Source organism: Paenibacillus sp. CCS19, from assembly GCF_033239625.1.
Lineage (GTDB): Bacteria > Bacillota > Bacilli > Paenibacillales > Paenibacillaceae > Paenibacillus_T.
Map to the genome: position 1 here is coordinate 38,009 of NZ_BTCK01000043.1, position 18,054 is coordinate 56,062.

At 52.4% G+C, this 18,054-nt stretch carries 11 protein-coding genes and 1 tRNA gene; 1 reads left to right on the forward strand and 11 read right to left on the reverse strand.

Features of this window, described 5'->3' with window-relative positions; genetic code table 11:
* Positions 1-41 precede the first annotated feature (41 nt).
* Positions 42-1,829, reverse strand: coding sequence for a putative bifunctional diguanylate cyclase/phosphodiesterase (locus SBI19_RS23520; RefSeq protein WP_317971964.1), 1,788 nt, complete (start codon positions 1,827-1,829; stop codon positions 42-44).
* Between the two features lie 274 nt (positions 1,830-2,103).
* Positions 2,104-2,499 (reverse strand): DUF423 domain-containing protein, encoded by a 396-nt coding sequence (locus tag SBI19_RS23525; protein ID WP_317971976.1) that lies wholly within the window; start codon positions 2,497-2,499, stop codon positions 2,104-2,106.
* Positions 2,500-2,702: 203 nt separating this feature from the next.
* Between SBI19_RS23525 and yhbH the strand changes: the two genes are divergently transcribed.
* Positions 2,703-3,869 (forward strand): sporulation protein YhbH, encoded by a 1,167-nt coding sequence (yhbH, locus tag SBI19_RS23530; RefSeq protein WP_317971965.1) that lies wholly within the window; start codon positions 2,703-2,705, stop codon positions 3,867-3,869.
* A 351-nt stretch (positions 3,870-4,220) separates the two neighbouring features.
* Here yhbH and SBI19_RS23535 read toward each other — a convergent pair whose 3' ends face one another.
* The 9 genes from SBI19_RS23535 to SBI19_RS23575 form a co-directional block, all read right to left on the reverse strand.
* A complete protein-coding gene (locus tag SBI19_RS23535) occupies positions 4,221-5,546 on the reverse strand; it encodes an SGNH/GDSL hydrolase family protein (protein WP_317971966.1) in 1,326 nt (441 codons plus the stop codon).
* Between the two features lie 305 nt (positions 5,547-5,851).
* Positions 5,852-7,579, reverse strand: a complete 1,728-nt coding sequence (locus SBI19_RS23540) for an ABC transporter ATP-binding protein (RefSeq protein WP_317971967.1) — start codon at positions 7,577-7,579, stop codon at positions 5,852-5,854.
* A gap of 38 nt (positions 7,580-7,617) precedes the next feature.
* On the reverse strand, positions 7,618-8,652 hold the full coding sequence (locus SBI19_RS23545; RefSeq protein WP_317971968.1) for a FecCD family ABC transporter permease: 1,035 nt from the start codon (positions 8,650-8,652) through the stop codon (positions 7,618-7,620).
* Complete coding sequence (locus tag SBI19_RS23550) at positions 8,652-9,722, reverse strand: FecCD family ABC transporter permease (protein ID WP_317971969.1); 1,071 nt, start codon at positions 9,720-9,722, stop codon at positions 8,652-8,654. Before SBI19_RS23550 ends, SBI19_RS23545 begins: the two co-directional genes overlap by 1 nt.
* Positions 9,723-9,837: 115 nt before the next feature.
* The gene (locus SBI19_RS23555) at positions 9,838-10,794 is read right to left on the reverse strand and encodes a 3'-5' exoribonuclease YhaM family protein (protein WP_317971970.1); all 957 of its coding nucleotides are present in this window, start codon (positions 10,792-10,794) and stop codon (positions 9,838-9,840) included.
* Between the two features lie 165 nt (positions 10,795-10,959).
* Positions 10,960-11,035 (reverse strand) — tRNA-Thr (locus tag SBI19_RS23560).
* Between the two features lie 98 nt (positions 11,036-11,133).
* Complete coding sequence (gene cysK / locus SBI19_RS23565) at positions 11,134-12,072, reverse strand: cysteine synthase A (RefSeq protein WP_317971971.1); 939 nt, start codon at positions 12,070-12,072, stop codon at positions 11,134-11,136.
* Between the two features lie 211 nt (positions 12,073-12,283).
* A complete protein-coding gene (locus SBI19_RS23570; RefSeq protein ID WP_317971972.1) occupies positions 12,284-15,772 on the reverse strand; it encodes an endo-1,4-beta-xylanase in 3,489 nt (1,162 codons plus the stop codon).
* Between the two features lie 381 nt (positions 15,773-16,153).
* The coding region (locus tag SBI19_RS23575; protein ID WP_317971973.1) for an SbcC/MukB-like Walker B domain-containing protein at positions 16,154-18,054 on the reverse strand (1,901 nt) is incomplete at its 5' end.

Here is an 18,054-nt window from a genome sequence, read left to right on the forward strand (position 1 = left end):
GCCGGCTTACAGCGAATATTCGCTGCGAGCCGGCTTCTTCTTTAGGCTGCTAACATCTCGGCGATCCGTTCGCTCGGCACTGGCGGGCTGCCATAGTAGCCTTGCATTTCGTCGCATAGATGCATTTTGAGAAAATCAACTTGCTGTGCCGTCTCGACGCCCTCCGCAATGACTTGCATGTGCAAATTGTGCGCCATCGCGATAATGGCTGCTACAATCTCCGCGTCGTCCGGATCCTCTTCAATATCGCTTACGAAGGAACGATCGATCTTCAGACGATCAATCGGGAAGTGCTTCAAATAGCTGAACGAGCTGTAGCCCGTGCCGAAATCGTCGATGCTGATAGCGATGCCGAGATCCGTAAGTCGAAGCAGGCTGTTCGTCAGCTTCTCCGCGTCCATCGTCATCGATTCCGTGATCTCCAATTCTAAATATCGGGGCGCTAAACCTACACGCTCCAGTACCGCAGCTACCGATTCCGGAAAGTTCGGCTGCCAGAATTGACGCATCGACAGATTCACTGATACTGGAATCTTCGGAAGTCCTGCATCCTGCCATTCCTTGTTCTGCCGGCACGCTTCCTCCAGCACCCATTGACCGATCGGTACAATAATGCCGCTGTCCTCCGCAATCGGAATGAACTGCGACGGCGGAATCAAGCCTCTAACGGGATGGTGCCAGCGTAACAGCGCTTCGACGCCGACGATCGCCCCTGAGCGCATATCGTACTGCGGCTGATAATGAAGCATAAACTCCCCATTAATAACGGCTCGGCGCAAATCATGCTGCATGCGAAGCCGCTCGAGCGATGCTTCATCCCACTCTTCCCGGTATCCCTGACATTCGTTGCGGCCGCTCTCCTTCGCCTTAATCAGCGCAAGATTCGCGTTGCGCAGCAGCTTATCGGATCGATGAGGCTCCTGTCGGCTCGTCGAGTAACCTGCGCTAGCCGTAATATGAATCGGAACGCCTTGCAGATCGAATGGCTCCTCCAATACAGCGATCAATTGGACAATCGCATCGGCTGGATGATCGCCACCTGTCGTATCTGACAGCACAATGCCGAACTTATCGCCTTCCATCCTGCAGATCAGATCGCCTTCGCCACAGCTTCGCAGCAGCCGGTCCGCAACCTGCATCAGCAGCATGTCGCCGTAATCATGTCCGAATGAAGCGTTAATCAGTTTGAAGTGGTCGATATCGATACAGCATACGGTCAACACCGTATCGGAATTGCCCGCTATTGCAGCCAGCATTCCATCAAGTTGTTCGATGAACAGTCTGCGATTCGGCAGACCGGTATGGTCATCATAGTGGGTCAAATGATGCGTGTGCTCTTCATTGCGTCTACGTTCACTAACATCTTGCGCAATAAGAATGCAGCCGACCGGGCAGCCGACAGAACCTGCCGGTGCAAGCAATGCCCGCCAATGGGAGATTTCGCCCGAGACGGAGCGAAGACCGATAATGATCTGAGTCGATTGTCCGCTCGCCGCCAATTCGGCATGCTCGGACAACGGCTTAATGTCTGAAGCGTCGACATAACGGTCGAAGCGCTCGCCGATCGGCGAACGAGAATGAGCTTCGAGGCCAAGCGACATCGCTGCTGCTTCGTTCAGCTCTATAATATGTCCTGTGCGGTCCATCGCATAGAACGGCAATGGGTTATGTCGGATGCCGGACCAAGCCGCCTCAATGCCTGCCCGTTCACGGAGCATTCGATGCAGCACACTGACCATGCCAAGCCCGCTAATAGCAGCAATGATGAACAATAACGTGTTGTCAAACCGAGCATGCTCTGCCACCGCCAACACTGCGAAAACAATCATCGCAGCCGCAACGCACCAGATGCTCCGATACTGCCATTTCAAGGATCGAATACTTATTGGCTTCCTCGTGAATCGAGCCCCATCGGGCTTTAGCTTCCGACTTGTCACCTGAAAACGTCCTTCCTCTATCCGAAATGCACGCGCAACTAGATTGTTGGCTTTATTATATATCAATGCAGTTCGTTGGGATAGAAAAAAATGCTAATCTTTGTCGCTAGCTAAGAGAATATTCAGGCTCTTGTCGAAAGGATGCCGACCTTGGATCTTGGTCTCGTTACTTCCCGCTTCGCACTTCGTTTCTGCCGGACCAGAGCGTCCACACAATCATAGCCCAACCGATGAGGAAGCAGACTCCGCCAAGCGGCGTAATCGCACCGAGCCATTTGGTATCGCTCAAGCTTAGTGCATAGAGACTTCCCGAGAACAAAATAATCCCGATATGTAACAGCATCGCGCCTCTGCGGAGCAATTTCGCATTGCTTACTCGATCGGAGAGTACAGCGACGATAAGGATGCCGAGTCCATGATACATTTGATAACGAACCCCTGTCTCGAATACTTCGAGCATGTCCTCATCGAGCACATCCTTCAACCCGTGCGCGCCGAATGCACCGAATGCGACAGCGAGCAAGGCATAGAGAGCGCCAATCGCGCCGTATTTGTTCAACATTGACATAAATAGATTCATCCCTTCTGCGTTGTATAAAAGACGGCGACAGCCGTTTCACCTTGCGCCATTATATCACATTCCGGTACACGGACATCTGTCAACATATCGGAATCTCCCGCTGAATATAGTAAGGAACATGTAGCGTTATTGAGATGCGCAGCTTAGCGTGCATTCGATTGGCATAAGACGGGAGGTGCTCCGACATGGGCACATTGGATAATCATCGCTCATTCATCGTATCCCGCGAGGACTGGTCGCTCCACCGCAAGGGCTATCAGGATCAAGCGCGTCACCAAGAGAAAGTCAAGGAAGCAATCAAGCAGAACCTGCCAGACCTTGTCTCCGAAGAGAGCATTGTCATGTCGGACGGCAAACAGGTCATTAAGGTGCCGATCCGAAGCCTCGATGAATATCGAATTGTTTATAACTTCAACAAGAACAAGCATGTCGGACAGGGCGACGGGGACAGCCAAGTCGGCGACGTGCTTGGCGTTGATCCGCAAGCAGCGCAAGGCCCTGGCAAAGGCGAAGGCGCCGGCGATCAGCCTGGCGAGGATGTGATCGAAGCCGAGATCAGCCTGGCGGAGCTGGAAGCGATGCTGTTCGAAGAGCTCGAGCTCCCTTTTCTCAAGCAGAAGGATCGAGATCAGCTGGAGACGAAGGAAGTCCGCTTCAACGACATCCGCAAGAAGGGCATCATGTCCAACATCGACAAGAAGCGGACCATTATGGAGAACCTCCGCCGCAATGCGACGACCGGACAGCCGGGCATCCACCATATCTCGCCGGACGATCTTCGTTACAAGACATGGGAAGAAATCATTAAGCCGCAGTCCAATGCGGTCATCATCGCGATGATGGATACGTCAGGTTCGATGGGTTCGTTCGAAAAATATTGCGCGCGCAGCTTCTTCTTCTGGATGACCCGCTTCCTGCGCCATCAATATGAGAAGGTCGAGCTCGTCTTCATCGCCCACCATACGGAAGCGAAGGAAGTTACCGAGGAGGAGTTCTTCACCCGCGGCGAGAGCGGCGGCACCATCTGCTCCTCCGCTTATATCAAAGCGATCGAAATCATCGACAGCCGCTACCCGCCGAATATGTATAACATCTACCCTTTCCACTTCTCCGACGGCGACAACCTCACGAGCGACAACGAACGCTGCGTCAAGCTGATCGGCGAGCTGCTGAAGCGCGCGAACCTGTTTGGCTACGGCGAAGTGAATCAATACAATCGCTCAAGTACGCTCATGTCTGCCTACAAGCACATTCAGTTCCCGCATTTCATGTATCACGTGATAAGGGAGAAAACGGAAGTTTATAATGCGTTGAAGTCGTTCTTTAGGAAGCGCGACCAAGTCCCTCAGTAGGATCCATGGGGCCGTGCCCCTTGGATCCACTTACTTAAAATTTAAACCCTAATATTATCGAACCTTAAATCCAACTTTTCTACCCACCTAAATCCTCCCTGCTAGGGAGGACCCCCGGGGTTGGAGAGCCCCGGGACCCCGGAAGGGGTCGGTATTGAAAAAGTGACGCATATTGGTGACTGCGTGCTGAGAGTCGTGCGACCTGTTAGGTCACAACTTTTGTTCGTGCGTATTGGTTCGGCGGCGAGACTGAGGTGCGTGTCGGGAACAGCGTGCTGGGAGTCGTGTGACCTGTTGGGTCACATTTTTTTGTTGCATGTAAAAAGCGCTAGCAAAGGCTAGCGCGATAAATTACTCCGTATATCCCATGCAAGTAATCGTAAACTTCTTATCCTCGCTGCCTTCTGCCATCTTAATCTCTATGGTATGTTGTGCAGCCGTGTCCTCGGAAAAGATCAGATCCACAACGGACTGACCCCAGCTTCCCGTATTGCCATTGATCGTTTTCGCTTTCTCCCCGTCTACATAAACATCGATTTCACCGAAGGTTGCATCGTTAACGGCACGGTAAGCAAGCAGGAGGTTCTTGCTGTTTATCGTAAACTTCAGGCTCTTAGTTCCGCCGACATGATGGAAGTTGTGCTCATAAAGTTTGCCGATCGGGAAATTACGGTACACGTTCGGGTCATCCTCGCTGAAGCCTCCGAGAGACAGTTGAATGCTCTCATCATAACTATCTTTAAAAATCGTCTTAAGCCCGACAAACTGCGTTCCATACGCTGGCGGTACGTCCAGGTCAATATCGGAAGCGGAAGTTTCCTTCTCTGCCGCCGTCTTGATCGTATGGAAGATCGCATCTGCCATAACGCCATGTCCAAGCGACGTTGGATGATAAATATCATAGAAAAATTGATCTTCCGTCCATTCTTTTCCGATATGAGGAAAAGCGCTGTCTTTGGTGCTGACCATCATCAGATCATAAGTCTGTCCGACTTTCTTTAATTCGTCTTGCAACGTAAAACCGCTAGGAAATACGGCGAATACGATTATGACAACAGGAGCATTAGGTTGAAGCAAAATATTCTTGACGAGTGATTCATAAGCTTGATGATTGGTTGGTTCGCCATAGTCATTGACCGCAAATTCTACCATAACGATGTCTGGAAGTCCGTCGGAGTCCGTCACCCTCGATACGATGTCACGTTGATAGCGCATGATCCCGAATGTCGAAGGAGTTCCGCCGACTCCCGCATTGATGAAGTGAATGTTAGTACCGTCTTTAGTGCCGTATTCATTCTTGAAATATTCATAAGTTCGATAAGCATAGCTTTCCGAATAGTTCTTCGCTCCGGCGCCTTCCGTGATGGAACCGCCGATCGAGGCGATCGTAACTTCTTCTCCGGCTTTCGCCTTGTCGATGATCGCTTTCAGTCGATAGTTATTGCCGACATTCATCTGTGCATTCGCGAGCAAAGTCTGGTACCAATCTTCCTTCGCGTAGTCTTCGAGTTTGGTGCCTGATTTCTCTCCAACATCCGAATTACTGATGTCATCATTGGGCATATTCTCAGGATTTTCAGGTACAAATGGTTTTGACGCGTCGATATCCACCTTATTCGATTCTCCTTCCTTGTTTTCCTTGCTAGCTGCTATATTCCCTTTATTATTAGATTTCACGTCAGACGAAGTCCTCCCACAGGCAGTAAGAATTAACGCTGCTATCATCGTCATCATGAACATCCTCTTCATAAGCGGCTCCCCCTTCCTTTGTAAGTAATGAGGCTCCTGTGGGGTTACAATATTTCGTTAGTAATAGCAGGCCTCAAACTCATATCCCTTTTTGTTAAAGGTAGCACTTTCATAAGTAGAAAAAAAACCTGTCAGACAAGGGTTGATTCGATCTACTTTCATTCCTACGTTACGCAAAATAAAGAAGCGCTGCCAAGCAGCGCTTCTTTATTTTGCGTCTATATCGTTTGGGATCAACTCGTCTGCAAAGCACCGAATTGGGCTTCGTGGAGGCGGCTGTAGATGCCGCCGGCGTTCACGAGTTCTTCGTGGCGGCCTTGTTCGGCGATGCCTTCAGGCGTGACGACGACGATGCGATCCGCATTCTTGATCGTTGCCAGACGGTGTGCGATAACGAGCGTCGTACGGCCTTGCGACAAATCGCTCAGCGATTGCTGAATCATCATCTCTGTCTCTGTATCAAGCGCGGACGTCGCTTCATCCAGAATAAGAATCGGCGGGTTCTTCAGGAACATGCGCGCGATCGCCAGACGCTGCTTCTGTCCGCCGGACAGCTTCACGCCGCGTTCGCCGATTACCGTGTCCATGCCTTCGGGCTGCGATTGAATGAACGCCTCCAGCCGCGCTTGGCGCGCTGCAGTCCACAGTTCATTCTCCGAAGCTCCCAGCTTGCCGTACAACAAGTTCTCGCGGATCGTGCCCGCGAACAGGAACACGTCCTGCTGCACGATGCCGATCTGACGGCGCAGCGACTCAAGCTTAACGTCGCGGATATCGGATCCGTCGACCGTAATTCGACCTTCGGCTACCTCATAGAAACGCGGCAGCAGGCTGCAGAGCGTCGTTTTGCCGGCACCGGATGGGCCAACGAATGCGACCGTCTCACCCTTGCGGATCGTCAGGTCGATGCCGCTCAGCACCGACGCTTCGTTCTCGTAACCGAACGATACGTTCTCGAATCGAATCGCCTGTTTCAATTCGCCAAGCTCGACAGCTTTCGGCGAATCTTGAATGTCCGGTTCCGTATCGAGCAGCTCCGTGTAACGCTTGAAGCCTGCGATGCCTTGCGGATAGCTCTCGATAATCGCGTTGATTTTCTCAATGGGACGGAAGAATACGTTCGTGAGCAGCAGGAAGCCGATAAATTCGCCATAAGACAAGCCGCCTTTAATAACGAACCAAGTACCGCATACCATGACGAACAAAGTAACGAAACGCATCATCATGTAGCTGATCGAGCCGTTCTTGGCAATCAGCTTGTAGGACATCAGCTTCGTCAGACGGAAACGGCTGTTGTTCTCTGTGAATTGGTTGATCTCGTGCTTCTCGTTCGTGAACGCTTGAACGACGCGAATGCCGCCAACGTTATCCTCGATGCGCGCATTGAAATCGCCGATATCGCCGAAGAGCTGGTGAATCGCCTTCGTCATTTTGCCATTGAAGTAGATGACGACCCAAATAATTGCCGGTACGATAATGAACGTCATAACGGCGAGTTTCCAGTGAATGAGCATCATCAAGGTGAAAGCGCCGAGCAGCGTCATCACCGCAATGAACAAGTCCTCTGGACCATGGTGGGCTACCTCTCCGATCTGCATCATATCGTTCGTCAGACGGCTGAGCAGATGTCCTGTCTTCGTATTGTCGAAGAAACGGAATGAAAGCTTCTGAATATGCTCAAATAACTTCTTACGCATATCGGTTTCAATATTGATCCCGAGCATATGGCCGTAATAGTTCACGATGTACATCAGGAACATATTCAGGATATATAGGGCAAGCAGGCCAATTGAAGCGCCTACGATGATCCCCCATTCGCCATTAGGAAGAAGTTCATCGACGAACTTATTAATCGCAATCGGGAAACCAAGTTCGATCAAGCCAGCTAACACGGCGCAGCCGAAGTCGAGCATGAACAAGCCTCTATACGGCCGGTAATAGGAGAAAAAGCGTTTTATCAAAAGTTTCGAGCTCCTTTGCGTAATCGATACTTCGCACGTTACGAACTTTTCGTTCTCGCGAGCAGGTACAGGAAATAAGGAGCGCCGATAACGGCGACTACAACACCTGTTGGAATTTCTGCGGATGACATGGAACGGCTGATCGTGTCCGCAATAATCGTGAGCAGAGCTCCGACCATTGCCGATGCAGGAAGCAGCTGCTGATGCTTCGGACCAACGAGCGTACGCGCAAGATGCGGGCCAATCAAACCAACGAAGCCGATTCCGCCGCTCACAGCAACGCACGAGCCTGCAAGTGCGACAGCGGCAAACATCAGTTTGCCGCGGCTTGCCGCGATCGGAGCGCCAAGTCCGGCAGCCGTCTGATCGCTTAGGTTCAGAATGTTCATCATGTTGGCTTTCCACATTACATAGGGCAGCAGGATAACGATCCAAGGAAGCAGCGCCAGTACGAATTTCCAGTTCGCTCCCCAGATGCTGCCGGCGATCCATGTCGCAACGAACTGGTACTGCTCAGGGCTTAGCGTTAAGGTCAGTACGATCATGGCAGCATTAATGCCTGCCGCAACGGCAATTCCGGTAAGGATGAGACTTGTAGGAGAAACCCCTTCGTTCTTCTTGTGTGCAAGACCGAAGATGAGAAGCGCCGTCAAACCAGCGCCCAGGAGCGCCAGAAGCGGCAGTCCGAACACCGGCACGCTGCTTGTCGACGGGTAGAAGCAGACGAACAAAATAACCGCAAGACCTGCACCCGCATTAATGCCGAGCAGACCAGGGTCAGCCAGCGCATTGCGCGTTACGCCTTGCAGAATGCAGCCCGATACGGCGAGTCCCGCTCCGATCAGAACGGAAATCACGATTCGCGGCAGACGGAAATCGAACAATATAAGCTCTTGCTTGCTCGTCCCCATGCCAAACAACGTCTTCAGCACGTCGAGCGGCGACAGGCGGATGAAGCCTGTGTTCATACTAATAATGAACGTTATAACGATTAAAGCGCCTAGTACAGATAACACGAGAATGCTTCTCTTGCGGCGGCGCTGTTCGATGCCGAACCGATTGATCATGTCCATTACAGCCCTCTCCTCTCGTTGCGCGCCAAGTAGAGGAAGAATGGAACGCCAAGCATTGCGATCAAAGCGCCGATAGGGAATTCATACGGCGGATTGATCATTCGTGCGCCAAGATCGGCCAATACGACAAGAAGGCCGCCCAGTATCGCCGAGCAAGGAATAATCCAGCGATAATCGACGCCGACCAAATAACGCGTAATATGCGGTACGATCAGCCCAACGAAGGAGACCGCCCCTACAACCGATACGGACGCCCCTGCCAATACAATGATGACAATAATAGCCATCACTCGAATCAGCTGTGTGCGCTGGCCCAGATTGATTGCGATTTCCTCCCCCAGGCTAAGCAGCGTAATCGATCGGGATAGGACGATAGCGACCAAGATGGAGACGAATACCCACGGCGTGATCGTAAGAAACTGTTCCCACTTCACATTCGCTACGCCGCCGGCGATCCAGAACGCAAGATCCTGTCCGATTCGGAAGTGCAGCGCGATTCCTTCGCTAAGGGCATACAACAACGCGGATACGGCAGAACCTGACAGGACAAGGCGTACCGGCGTAAATCCGCCTCTGGATACGGCGCTTATCCCGAATACAATGACTGCACCAATTGCAGCACCGATAAAACATAGGAACAGAATCATGTTGTAAGACAACCTCGGTGCAAGCGCGAAACAAAGCGCTAGCGCAAGTGCCGAACCTGCGTTCAAACCAAGAATGCTGGAGTCGGCCATCGGGTTGCGCGTAATCCCCTGCATAAGCGCCCCCGCAACTGCGAAGGCTGCGCCGACCACTGCGGATGCCAGTACCCTCGGAAGTCGAATCTCGCGGATAATCTGGTGATGCGTAATGTCCGGATTGAACTGAAACACCGCTGTCCATACGGTCGACAGGCTCATATGTACGGCGCCGAATGAAATCGACAATGCGATGCTGAACGCCAATGCTGCTGCGCCGAACAATAGAACGAGCAAGCCAACAGCCGGTCGTGAACGAAGCGGCGGCAGCTCTTGTTTGTCAGGATCAACAGCCTGGCTGGTCTTGTTGCGATTCGTAGTGGAAGACATGATGGCCGATCGATCCTTTCTAGTTCTCACTCGCTGGATAACGATAATCATTCTCATTGTATCAAAGTCGATTCGTCATCGCTATGACAAATCGATAAATTGTTGAATAGAAATATTAATTAGGGGTACGATAGACTGCCTTATTCTCCAGACCACGAATCATCGGCGTCCAAGGCTCCGATTCCGGCGTCGAATCAAGCGCGTCCTCCACCATCTGCAGCTTGGCGTCCAGCGAATCAATATAATGAAGCGCTACGGCTTCAGCCGTCTGCGGCTGCACAGGGCTTCCCCACTCGCCCGTATTGTGATGCGACAGGACAAGATGTTGCAAGCCGACTACACGTTCGGATTCCAGCGGAATGTCAGAGCGAATCGCCGCCTCCGTAATCCATGATGAAGCGAGCGCGATATGTCCAATCAGCTTGCCCGTTATGCTGTAATCGGATACGACACCGAGCCGTGCATTCAACTCTTCGGTCTTCGCTATGTCATGTAAAATGATTCCCGCACGCAGCATATCTCCATTCAAGAAAGGACGCTGACGGATAATAAATTCGCCAAGCTCAAGCATTCGCACTGTATGGTAAGCCAGCCCCGCGTAATAAGCATGATGGTGCGTCTTGGCAGCAGGATAATCCATCAGTTTATCCTCGGCCTTCGCAATGCAATATTCAACAATCGTCCGCACTTCATCGTTGACGATAGAAGCAGTCGTATTCTTAATCGTATAAATAAGGTCAATAGGGCGGATAGGCGCCGAACGAATAAACTCGGTAATGGTCACGCCGTCCTCCGGCGTGGCGAGACGCATTTGAACGATCTTGATTTGAAGACGTTCCCGATACGTCTGGACGATGCCTCTTACTTTGACCAAACCCATTGGGAAAAAGGTTTCCTTGTCCGTCGGCGATACGTCCCACAGCTTCGCGGTCAGCTGCCCGGTTGAATCGCTGAGCACGATATCGAAATAATCTTTGGGCGGCGTCGCGTTGGTCTGCCGAACCTCAAGCTCCTTGAGTAAATAAAAGCCAGTAAATTCGTCTTGGCTTACTAATTGTTTAATTTGCGTCATGCCAGTCCTCCATCGTTCCATTAAGTGCTTCTATTATACTATAAAGTTGAACCTATCAGAATCCTCTCATGCTAGAGAGGTTCGCATAGGTTTGGATGATTAGTGCGTGATTGAAAATATACAGCAAAAAACGCGACCCGTGAGGATCGCGTCATCATTCAAGTATGGTGCTGATGAAGGGATTCGAACCCCCGACCTACGCATTACGAATGCGTTGCTCTACCAGCTGAGCTACATCAGCGTGTCTGATCTTCGCGTTAACAGCGACTTTTATAGAATACACGCTTTGTCTAATGAAGTCAATCTGTTTTCGATAAAATCCGACACCGTTGTTGGCGTTTATTCCATGCTGCCGTACAAGCCAGCCGACAAGTAGCGCTCGCCAGTATCGGGGAGCAATGCGACGATGCGCTTGCCATGGAATTCAGGCTTGCGGGCTAGTAACGAAGCGGCATAAACAGCCGCGCCGGACGAGATGCCAACGAGCAGCCCTTCGCTGCGCGCCAGAGTGCGGGACGTCTCATACGCTTGATCCGCAGGCACTTGAACAATTTCATCGATAACGTCACGGCGAAGAACACCAGGCACAAAGCCTGCGCCAATGCCCTGAATGCGATGCGCACCTGGTTTGCCGCCGGAGAGAATAGGCGATTCGGCAGGTTCGACGGCCACGATATGAACGCCTGGTTTGCGCTCCTTCAGCACCGATCCGACACCCGTTACCGTACCGCCGGTGCCTACGCCGGCAACGAATACATCCACTTCGCCGTCGGTGTCTGCCCAAATTTCTTCAGCCGTTGTAACACGGTGGATGGCTGGGTTGGCCTCATTCTCGAATTGCTGCGGAATGTAAGCATCCTTCAGCTCCGCCTTGAGCTCCTCGGCACGATTAATCGCTCCGCGCATGCCTTCTGCCGCTGGCGTAAGAATAAGCTCGGCGCCCAGCGCCTTCATCAGCAGACGGCGCTCGAGACTGAACGATTCCGGCAGCACAATCATAAGGCGGTAGCCAAGCGCAGCAGCTGCGAAGGCAAGCGCAATGCCCGTATTGCCGCTGGTCGGTTCAATGATGACGGAACCTGGACGCAGCAGCCCTTTCTCCTCGGCATCTTTAATCATTGCAAAACCGATCCGGTCCTTCACGCTGCCGGCTGGGTTGAAATATTCAAGTTTTGCGATGACTTGAGCTGGAAGATCCAGCTTCTTCTCATAATTCGACAGCCGAAGCAGCGGTGTTCCGCCGATCAGCTCCGTTAGGTTGTTAGCTATTCGAGTCATAGGCGCCTCCTTCATAAATCGGAGCGAGATGTAAGCCATCTTGCGAGATGATACTTGTGTCACTCTACTCAATATATCTATTGTAGTACAAATTCCATCAATTATTCTATAACCAATGTACTTATCGCATACAGAAGGCCTGCCCGCATCCTATGCGAACAGGCCTTCTTAGACGATCTAAATTGCATGCTTAAGGGTCAAAACTAAACTTTTACGCCTCTTCACCTAACTGTGTGATCAATAGAGTCATCATACGGTCGATGATGACCGCCGTCTCCGCACGCGTAATCTTACCTTGCGGACGGAAGCTGCCCGTCAAGTCGCCTTGTACGAGACCAAGATTCGCTGCAGCCATTACATCATCCGCTGCCCATTTCGACAGCTGATCATGATCCCGGAAACTTGCCGTACCATCGGATTCGATCGCGCTGGCATCGATACCTAGCGCTTCCGCTGCGAAGCGGTACGCTCTCATCAATACAACAATCGCTTCTTCACGCGTCATCGCATCATTCGGACGGAAGTTGTTGTTGCTTCCTTGGATAAGACCTGCTTGCACAGCGGCGGCAATCGCGCCAGCATCGCTTCTGCTTGCAGGAACATCCTTGAAGACAGCCCCGCCGCTTGTCACAGGCTCCAGATCGAGCGCACGAACGAGCATCAGGACGAGCTGAGCGCGTTTGACAGGCGATTTCGGATCGAATGTCGTCTCCGTTGCACCGTTGATAATGCCAAGCGCTGCAAGACGGTTAATGGCATCAGTCGCCCAAGGCACCGTGGATAGATCTTCGAATGCTGGAGTCTGAGCCGGCTGCTCGCCGCCTTGGTCCGTGTTATCTTCTGGCTCCGTATTGTCTACTGGCGTCGTTACCGGTGGCGTTGTTACCGGTGTTGTCGTTGGTGGTGTTACTGTCGGCGCTGCCGCAAGTTCCAATGTACCAATCTTGAATAGATCCTGATAAGCCGTTCCGGTAGCGTCGTTCCATGCGAACGCGCCAATGCGTACAGCCTCTTTCGCGTCATTCACTTGAACGTCAAAGCCGACTTGCTTACCGACCTCAGGCGTAATCTGGATGAACGGAATCTGCATCTCGACGGTGTAGGAGTTCGTCGTCTCGTCGAACGTCGTCGCGGAGGTCATATTCGTTGCAACGCCTTGATTATCCGTCATGCCTGCGTCCACCGTCGCAAAGCCGTCATACCGAACGCGGTAATGCCCGGAAGCGTTCGAGTACATGGCGCTGGAGCCGTTCGTCAGGTCGACAACCACCTCGACCGAATCCTGCTCCCAAGGGTTTCCGTTCCCCTTGTCCAACGGTTCGGACGGATCTTTGGCCACCTGCGCGAGTACGTACAGGTTCCCGTTGTCCCACAACATGCGAGCGGTAGCGGCCGGCATGTGCGTATCCGCCTTCGTGTTGCCTGGTTGCGTTACATTGATATCGATAGGCGTTGTCGAATTCCAAATGTCGTCTTTCGTACCGTCGATGACCGGCGTTCCTTTCGCAGCTGTTGAGGTTTTGCCCCCAGCAGGCTTTGTCGGAGCTTGGTAATTCTCAAGGTACTTGACCGGGTCGATCACGGCGTTAAACGCGTCTTTCGGGTACAGGTTGCCGTCGAACAGCAGCGGGCTGCCGCTAGACAACCAGCTGTTGGTGTCTGTCAGCCCCCAGATGGAGATGCGCTGAACCGTGTCCTTGAAGGCGGGATCGGTATAAACCTGCATCAACCGTGCGTACTGTGCGGCTTGGGCTTGTACCTGTTCGGTTGTCTGCTGCGAGTTCGTGCCAGCGGAGATGTCCAGCTCGCTGATCGAAACCTTGACGCCGATATTTTTGAACATCTGAATCGTCTTTCTCTGGTTGTTAGGGTTGGTGCCGAGGCCGTTATGCTCTTGCAAGCCGACGCCCTGTATGAGCTGCTTGCCAGGGTGATCCAAGGCCCAACGGTCATTAATGTCTTTCACCATGTCGCGCACTGCTGCGGCTTTATTCTGGTCGTCCATGCTATAGTCGTTGTAGTACAACAGGACGTTGTAATCCGGCTCCGCCGCACGGGCGTACTTGAACGCTTGTTCGACGTAGTTCTCGTCCGTTGCCTTCAGCCACGGGGTGTTTTTCAGGTAGCTGTGCCAGTCTGTCGGATCCAGCTTGCTGTCGCGGACGCTGCCGCTGAACGCTTCGTTGACGACGTCCCACGAGATGATGTTCTGCGTGCTCGCATTGTACTTTCCGTCAAAATGCGTGAGCACCGCATTAATGTACGCATTCATGTTCGCATATGCCCCATCCGCGGTCAGACCAGGGTTGGATGGAGTCGAGTCGGAGCTGGAGGTCTTATCATTGTTCAACCACGGAATCGATTGCGATTCCCAGACGAGCGTATGCCCATGTACTTTAAGACCGTTGTCGATCGCGCTCTGAACCTCTTTGTCCGCTTGGTTAAAGTTCAGATCCTTGACGTCATGCGTAGAGGCGCTGGTGCCGATCAGCGAAGCCGGCTTCATCGCGTTCTCAGATGTCACAACGCCGAACTGGGCTTTCAAGACAGGCATGATGGAGTCTTGCATGTAATAGGGACCGATGATGTTGCCCATCAAATAGTCCGGGTACGTATCCTTGATGCTTGGCAATTTAAGAACATCCGGGTTAATCGTTGGTGTTGTTGTTACAGCACTGGTGCTATTAACGACTGACAAAGCAGCAGATCCGCTTGATGTAAAACCATGAGTCGCTTTGTCGTCAAAGTTGGCTGAGTAAACAACATTGCCACCCGCGTCTTTAACAACAAAGTTGTCAATGTAGTAAGTAATATTTTTGGTATCCGTAGCTCCGCTATCGCCAAATTTAGCAAACTGAATCTGTGAACCGCTTGCGGCTGTATAAGCATGAGACCCCGTATGGGAAGTCCAAGCGGGATTTGCCGCGCTTAAAGCTCCTACTTGACTAATCCAGTCGTAGCTGGAGTTGGTTTGCAGAAGCATGCCTGCTATGTCTTTGTCAGGGGTATATAAATCATAGGAGAAGGTGTAGGATGTGCCGGCAACTAAATTCAAGCCGGCTGCCCCTGTAGCTATCTGCGCGCCGTCCCATTGCTGCCCGCCTGTAGTTTGGACCTTTAAGAAATAATTGTTTGCTGCCTGCGGCGGTGCTGTGGCGGACAGTGTAGCAGTCCCGCTCGATACAAAACCGTCAGCGGCTTGATCTTCAAAGTTGGCTGTGTAAACAACATCTCCACTCGTTGCGTTCTTAACAACAAAGTTGTCGATGTAGTAAGTGATATTCTTGGCATCCGTAGCTCCGCTATCACCTTTTTTAACAAACTGAATATTAGCGCCGCTTGCAGCCGTATAAGCATACGTCGCTGAATAGGAAGTCCAAGCCGGGCTTGCCGCGCTTAAAGCTCCTGAGTCTTTAATCCAGTTGTAGGCGCTAGTCTGTAGAACAATGCCTGCCACATCTTGGTCAGGGGTGTATAAGTCATAGGAGAAGGTGTAGGATGTGCCGGCAACTAAATTCAAGCCGCCTACCCCTGTGGCTATTTGCGCGCCATCCCACTGTTTCCCGCCTGTAGTTTGTATTTTCAGAACATGATTTCCATTCGCAACGGCCGCACTTGCCTTCTGAGCGACCCCAAACTGCGGCAACAACAATGCAACCGCGAACATAATCATCAAAATCTGCTTCCACCGTTTGCTCATCGTGTTACTTCCCCTCCTGAGAATAAATAATCTGTAGCCTCTCGGCATTCGCCGAGGCTTGCAGTACAAGGTTTTTCTTGTACCAACACCCCATTGATAAATTCGGCAGCCTAATTAAAGCGGTTACATTTTATCGGAAATGTCCTCCTTTCGAGAACTGTCTATTCCATGTTAAAGAAAATGAAAGCGGTTTACACTACACAAATTAAAGAAGAAACCACTATAATTTATAGTTCAAATTTCGATGCGGCCAAGCTGGGTTGTGGAGTTTTCAGTTTCCATGCCTATCGGATACGTATTCAAACAGCAAATAGCCGAGCGCATGTCGATGTGCTCGGCTGAAAATGAATGAAAGCATGAAAGCTATAAATGAAGCAAACGCTATTTCAACACGATGGACGTTCGGCTGTGGCCTTCCTTCGTCTTGGTAACTTCGATCGTCGCCGGGAACGCTTGCTTCAGCTCCTGAACGTGGGAGATGACGCCAATCATACGCCCAGCCTTCTGCAGATCGATGAGCGTCAGAATGGCTTTGCCAAGCGATTCTTCGTCCAACGAGCCGAAGCCCTCGTCTATGAACATCATCTCGATCGAGATACCGCCTTGATGAGACTGGATGACATCCGTCATCCCAAGCGCCAGGGCGAGTGAAGCGTTGAACTTCTCGCCGCCGGACAGAGATTTAACATCGCGATTCTGGCCGGTATAGGCATCATACACATCGAGCCCTAGGCCGCTCTGCTTCCCGCGTGCCTCAAGCCGGTCGCTCCGCTGCAGGACGAACTGACCATCCGACAAGCCGCGGAGCCGTTCGTTCGCTGCATGTAGAATTTGATCGAGATACTCGATAAGAATGTAGCGCTCGAATGAGATCTTAAGCGCATTGTCGCCTTTCATCATGCTGTATAAGTCCGCGACCTGCTCCAACTGACGCTCTAGCTCGGTACAACGTCCGCCCGCTTCGGACACAGCGTTCTGGAGACGAATCGCTTCGCTGGCGTATCGTTCCGCTGTCTGAAGATGCGTTAACGCTTGCTCCAGCTCGGTTCTAAGATCCACAAGCGCGAGTTCAAGAGATGTCGTGTCGATCGGCGATTGATCGGCAAGCTCTTGTTCAAGCTGCGCGACGCCATCCGTTGCAGCCGCAACCGCGGTGCGATACGCATCTGAAGATGCACGGAGCGATGCTCGCGTTTGCTCCGGCAGTTTCACCGCTCGGTAGCTGTCTGCATCCTGGAAGCCATCCTTCGCAAGCTCGGCCTGGAACCTTGCTGATGCCTCTGTCAGCTCTGCCTCTGCATCTGCAAGGGTATGAATCAACTGCTCAGCTGCTGCCCGCTGTTCCGCCAGCTTGGTTGTCGCTGCGAGCAGCGATTCTTCTGCCGCTTTCCATGCGGCATTAAGCTTATTCGCTTCTTGACGAATCGCGTTGAGCTTGGCGTTCAACTGTTCCGGCGTGCGAAGCTGTTCTTCGACTGCCTCCAGCTCTGCCTCGAGACGCGATTGCTTCGCGCTGCGGTCAGCCGTTGCAGCTTGCAGCTTCAATGCGAGTTCGTCCTTCTCGCGCAAATGTGCCTCAAGCTGACGATCAGCTTCTGCTGCTTGCTCTCGAAGCGCGGTTAGCTCCGCGTGGATTTGTTTCAGTCGATCCGTCTCTTCACGGAGCCTTGAGCCTTCTCTTGTCGTCGCAGCCTGCTGTTCTGCAAAGTCGGCGTTAAGCTGGATGCCATATTCCGCAATATCGCCGCTGCGTCTGTCGCGCCCTTCTTGTGCTGATGCAGCTTGAGCCGACGCTGTGCTGAGCTCGTGTTCCGCCTTACTCAGCTGCTGCTTCAATTGCTGCAGCGCCTCGCGTGAAGGCAGCTCAGCGGATGGCTGAGCCTTCGCCGGATGCTCGGCACTGCCGCAGACCGGACAAGGCTTGCCGTCATGCAGATGCACCGCGAGCAAGCTTGCCTGCCCTTCCAGCCATGCCGATTCCAGCCGATCATGTTCGCTGCGAAGCTTATGAACGATTTGCTTGTGTTCTGCTTCTAAGCGAGTGAACTCGTTGAAGCGCTTCGACGCTTCCGTCAGCTCCATGAGCAGCCGGAGCTTGTCCCGCAGTCGCTGAAGCTGCTCCTGCAGCTCCGGCAGCTTGGTCGTCTCCTTCTCCGCATCGGCAATTCGCGCTGCAGCCGTCTGCTTCGTCTCGCGCAGCTGCGCAAGCGCGCGATCCGTCTCCTGCTGCTTCGCCGCAAGCGCGCGCTCTGCGCCGAGCAGACGCCCGACCTCGCCGCGCC

Coding starts and splice junctions, on each gene's coding strand:
- yhbH (WP_317971965.1), top strand. CDS start 2,703: ATGGGCACATTGGATAATCATCGCTCATTCATCGTATCCCGCGAGGAC.
- SBI19_RS23520 (WP_317971964.1), bottom strand. CDS start 1,829: ATGATTGTTTTCGCAGTGTTGGCGGTGGCAGAGCATGCTCGGTTTGAC.
- SBI19_RS23545 (WP_317971968.1), bottom strand. CDS start 8,652: ATGGACATGATCAATCGGTTCGGCATCGAACAGCGCCGCCGCAAGAGA.
- SBI19_RS23555 (WP_317971970.1), bottom strand. CDS start 10,794: ATGACGCAAATTAAACAATTAGTAAGCCAAGACGAATTTACTGGCTTT.
- SBI19_RS23570 (WP_317971972.1), bottom strand. CDS start 15,772: ATGAGCAAACGGTGGAAGCAGATTTTGATGATTATGTTCGCGGTTGCA.
- SBI19_RS23550 (WP_317971969.1), bottom strand. CDS start 9,722: ATGTCTTCCACTACGAATCGCAACAAGACCAGCCAGGCTGTTGATCCT.
- cysK (WP_317971971.1), bottom strand. CDS start 12,072: ATGACTCGAATAGCTAACAACCTAACGGAGCTGATCGGCGGAACACCG.
- SBI19_RS23525 (WP_317971976.1), bottom strand. CDS start 2,499: ATGTTGAACAAATACGGCGCGATTGGCGCTCTCTATGCCTTGCTCGCT.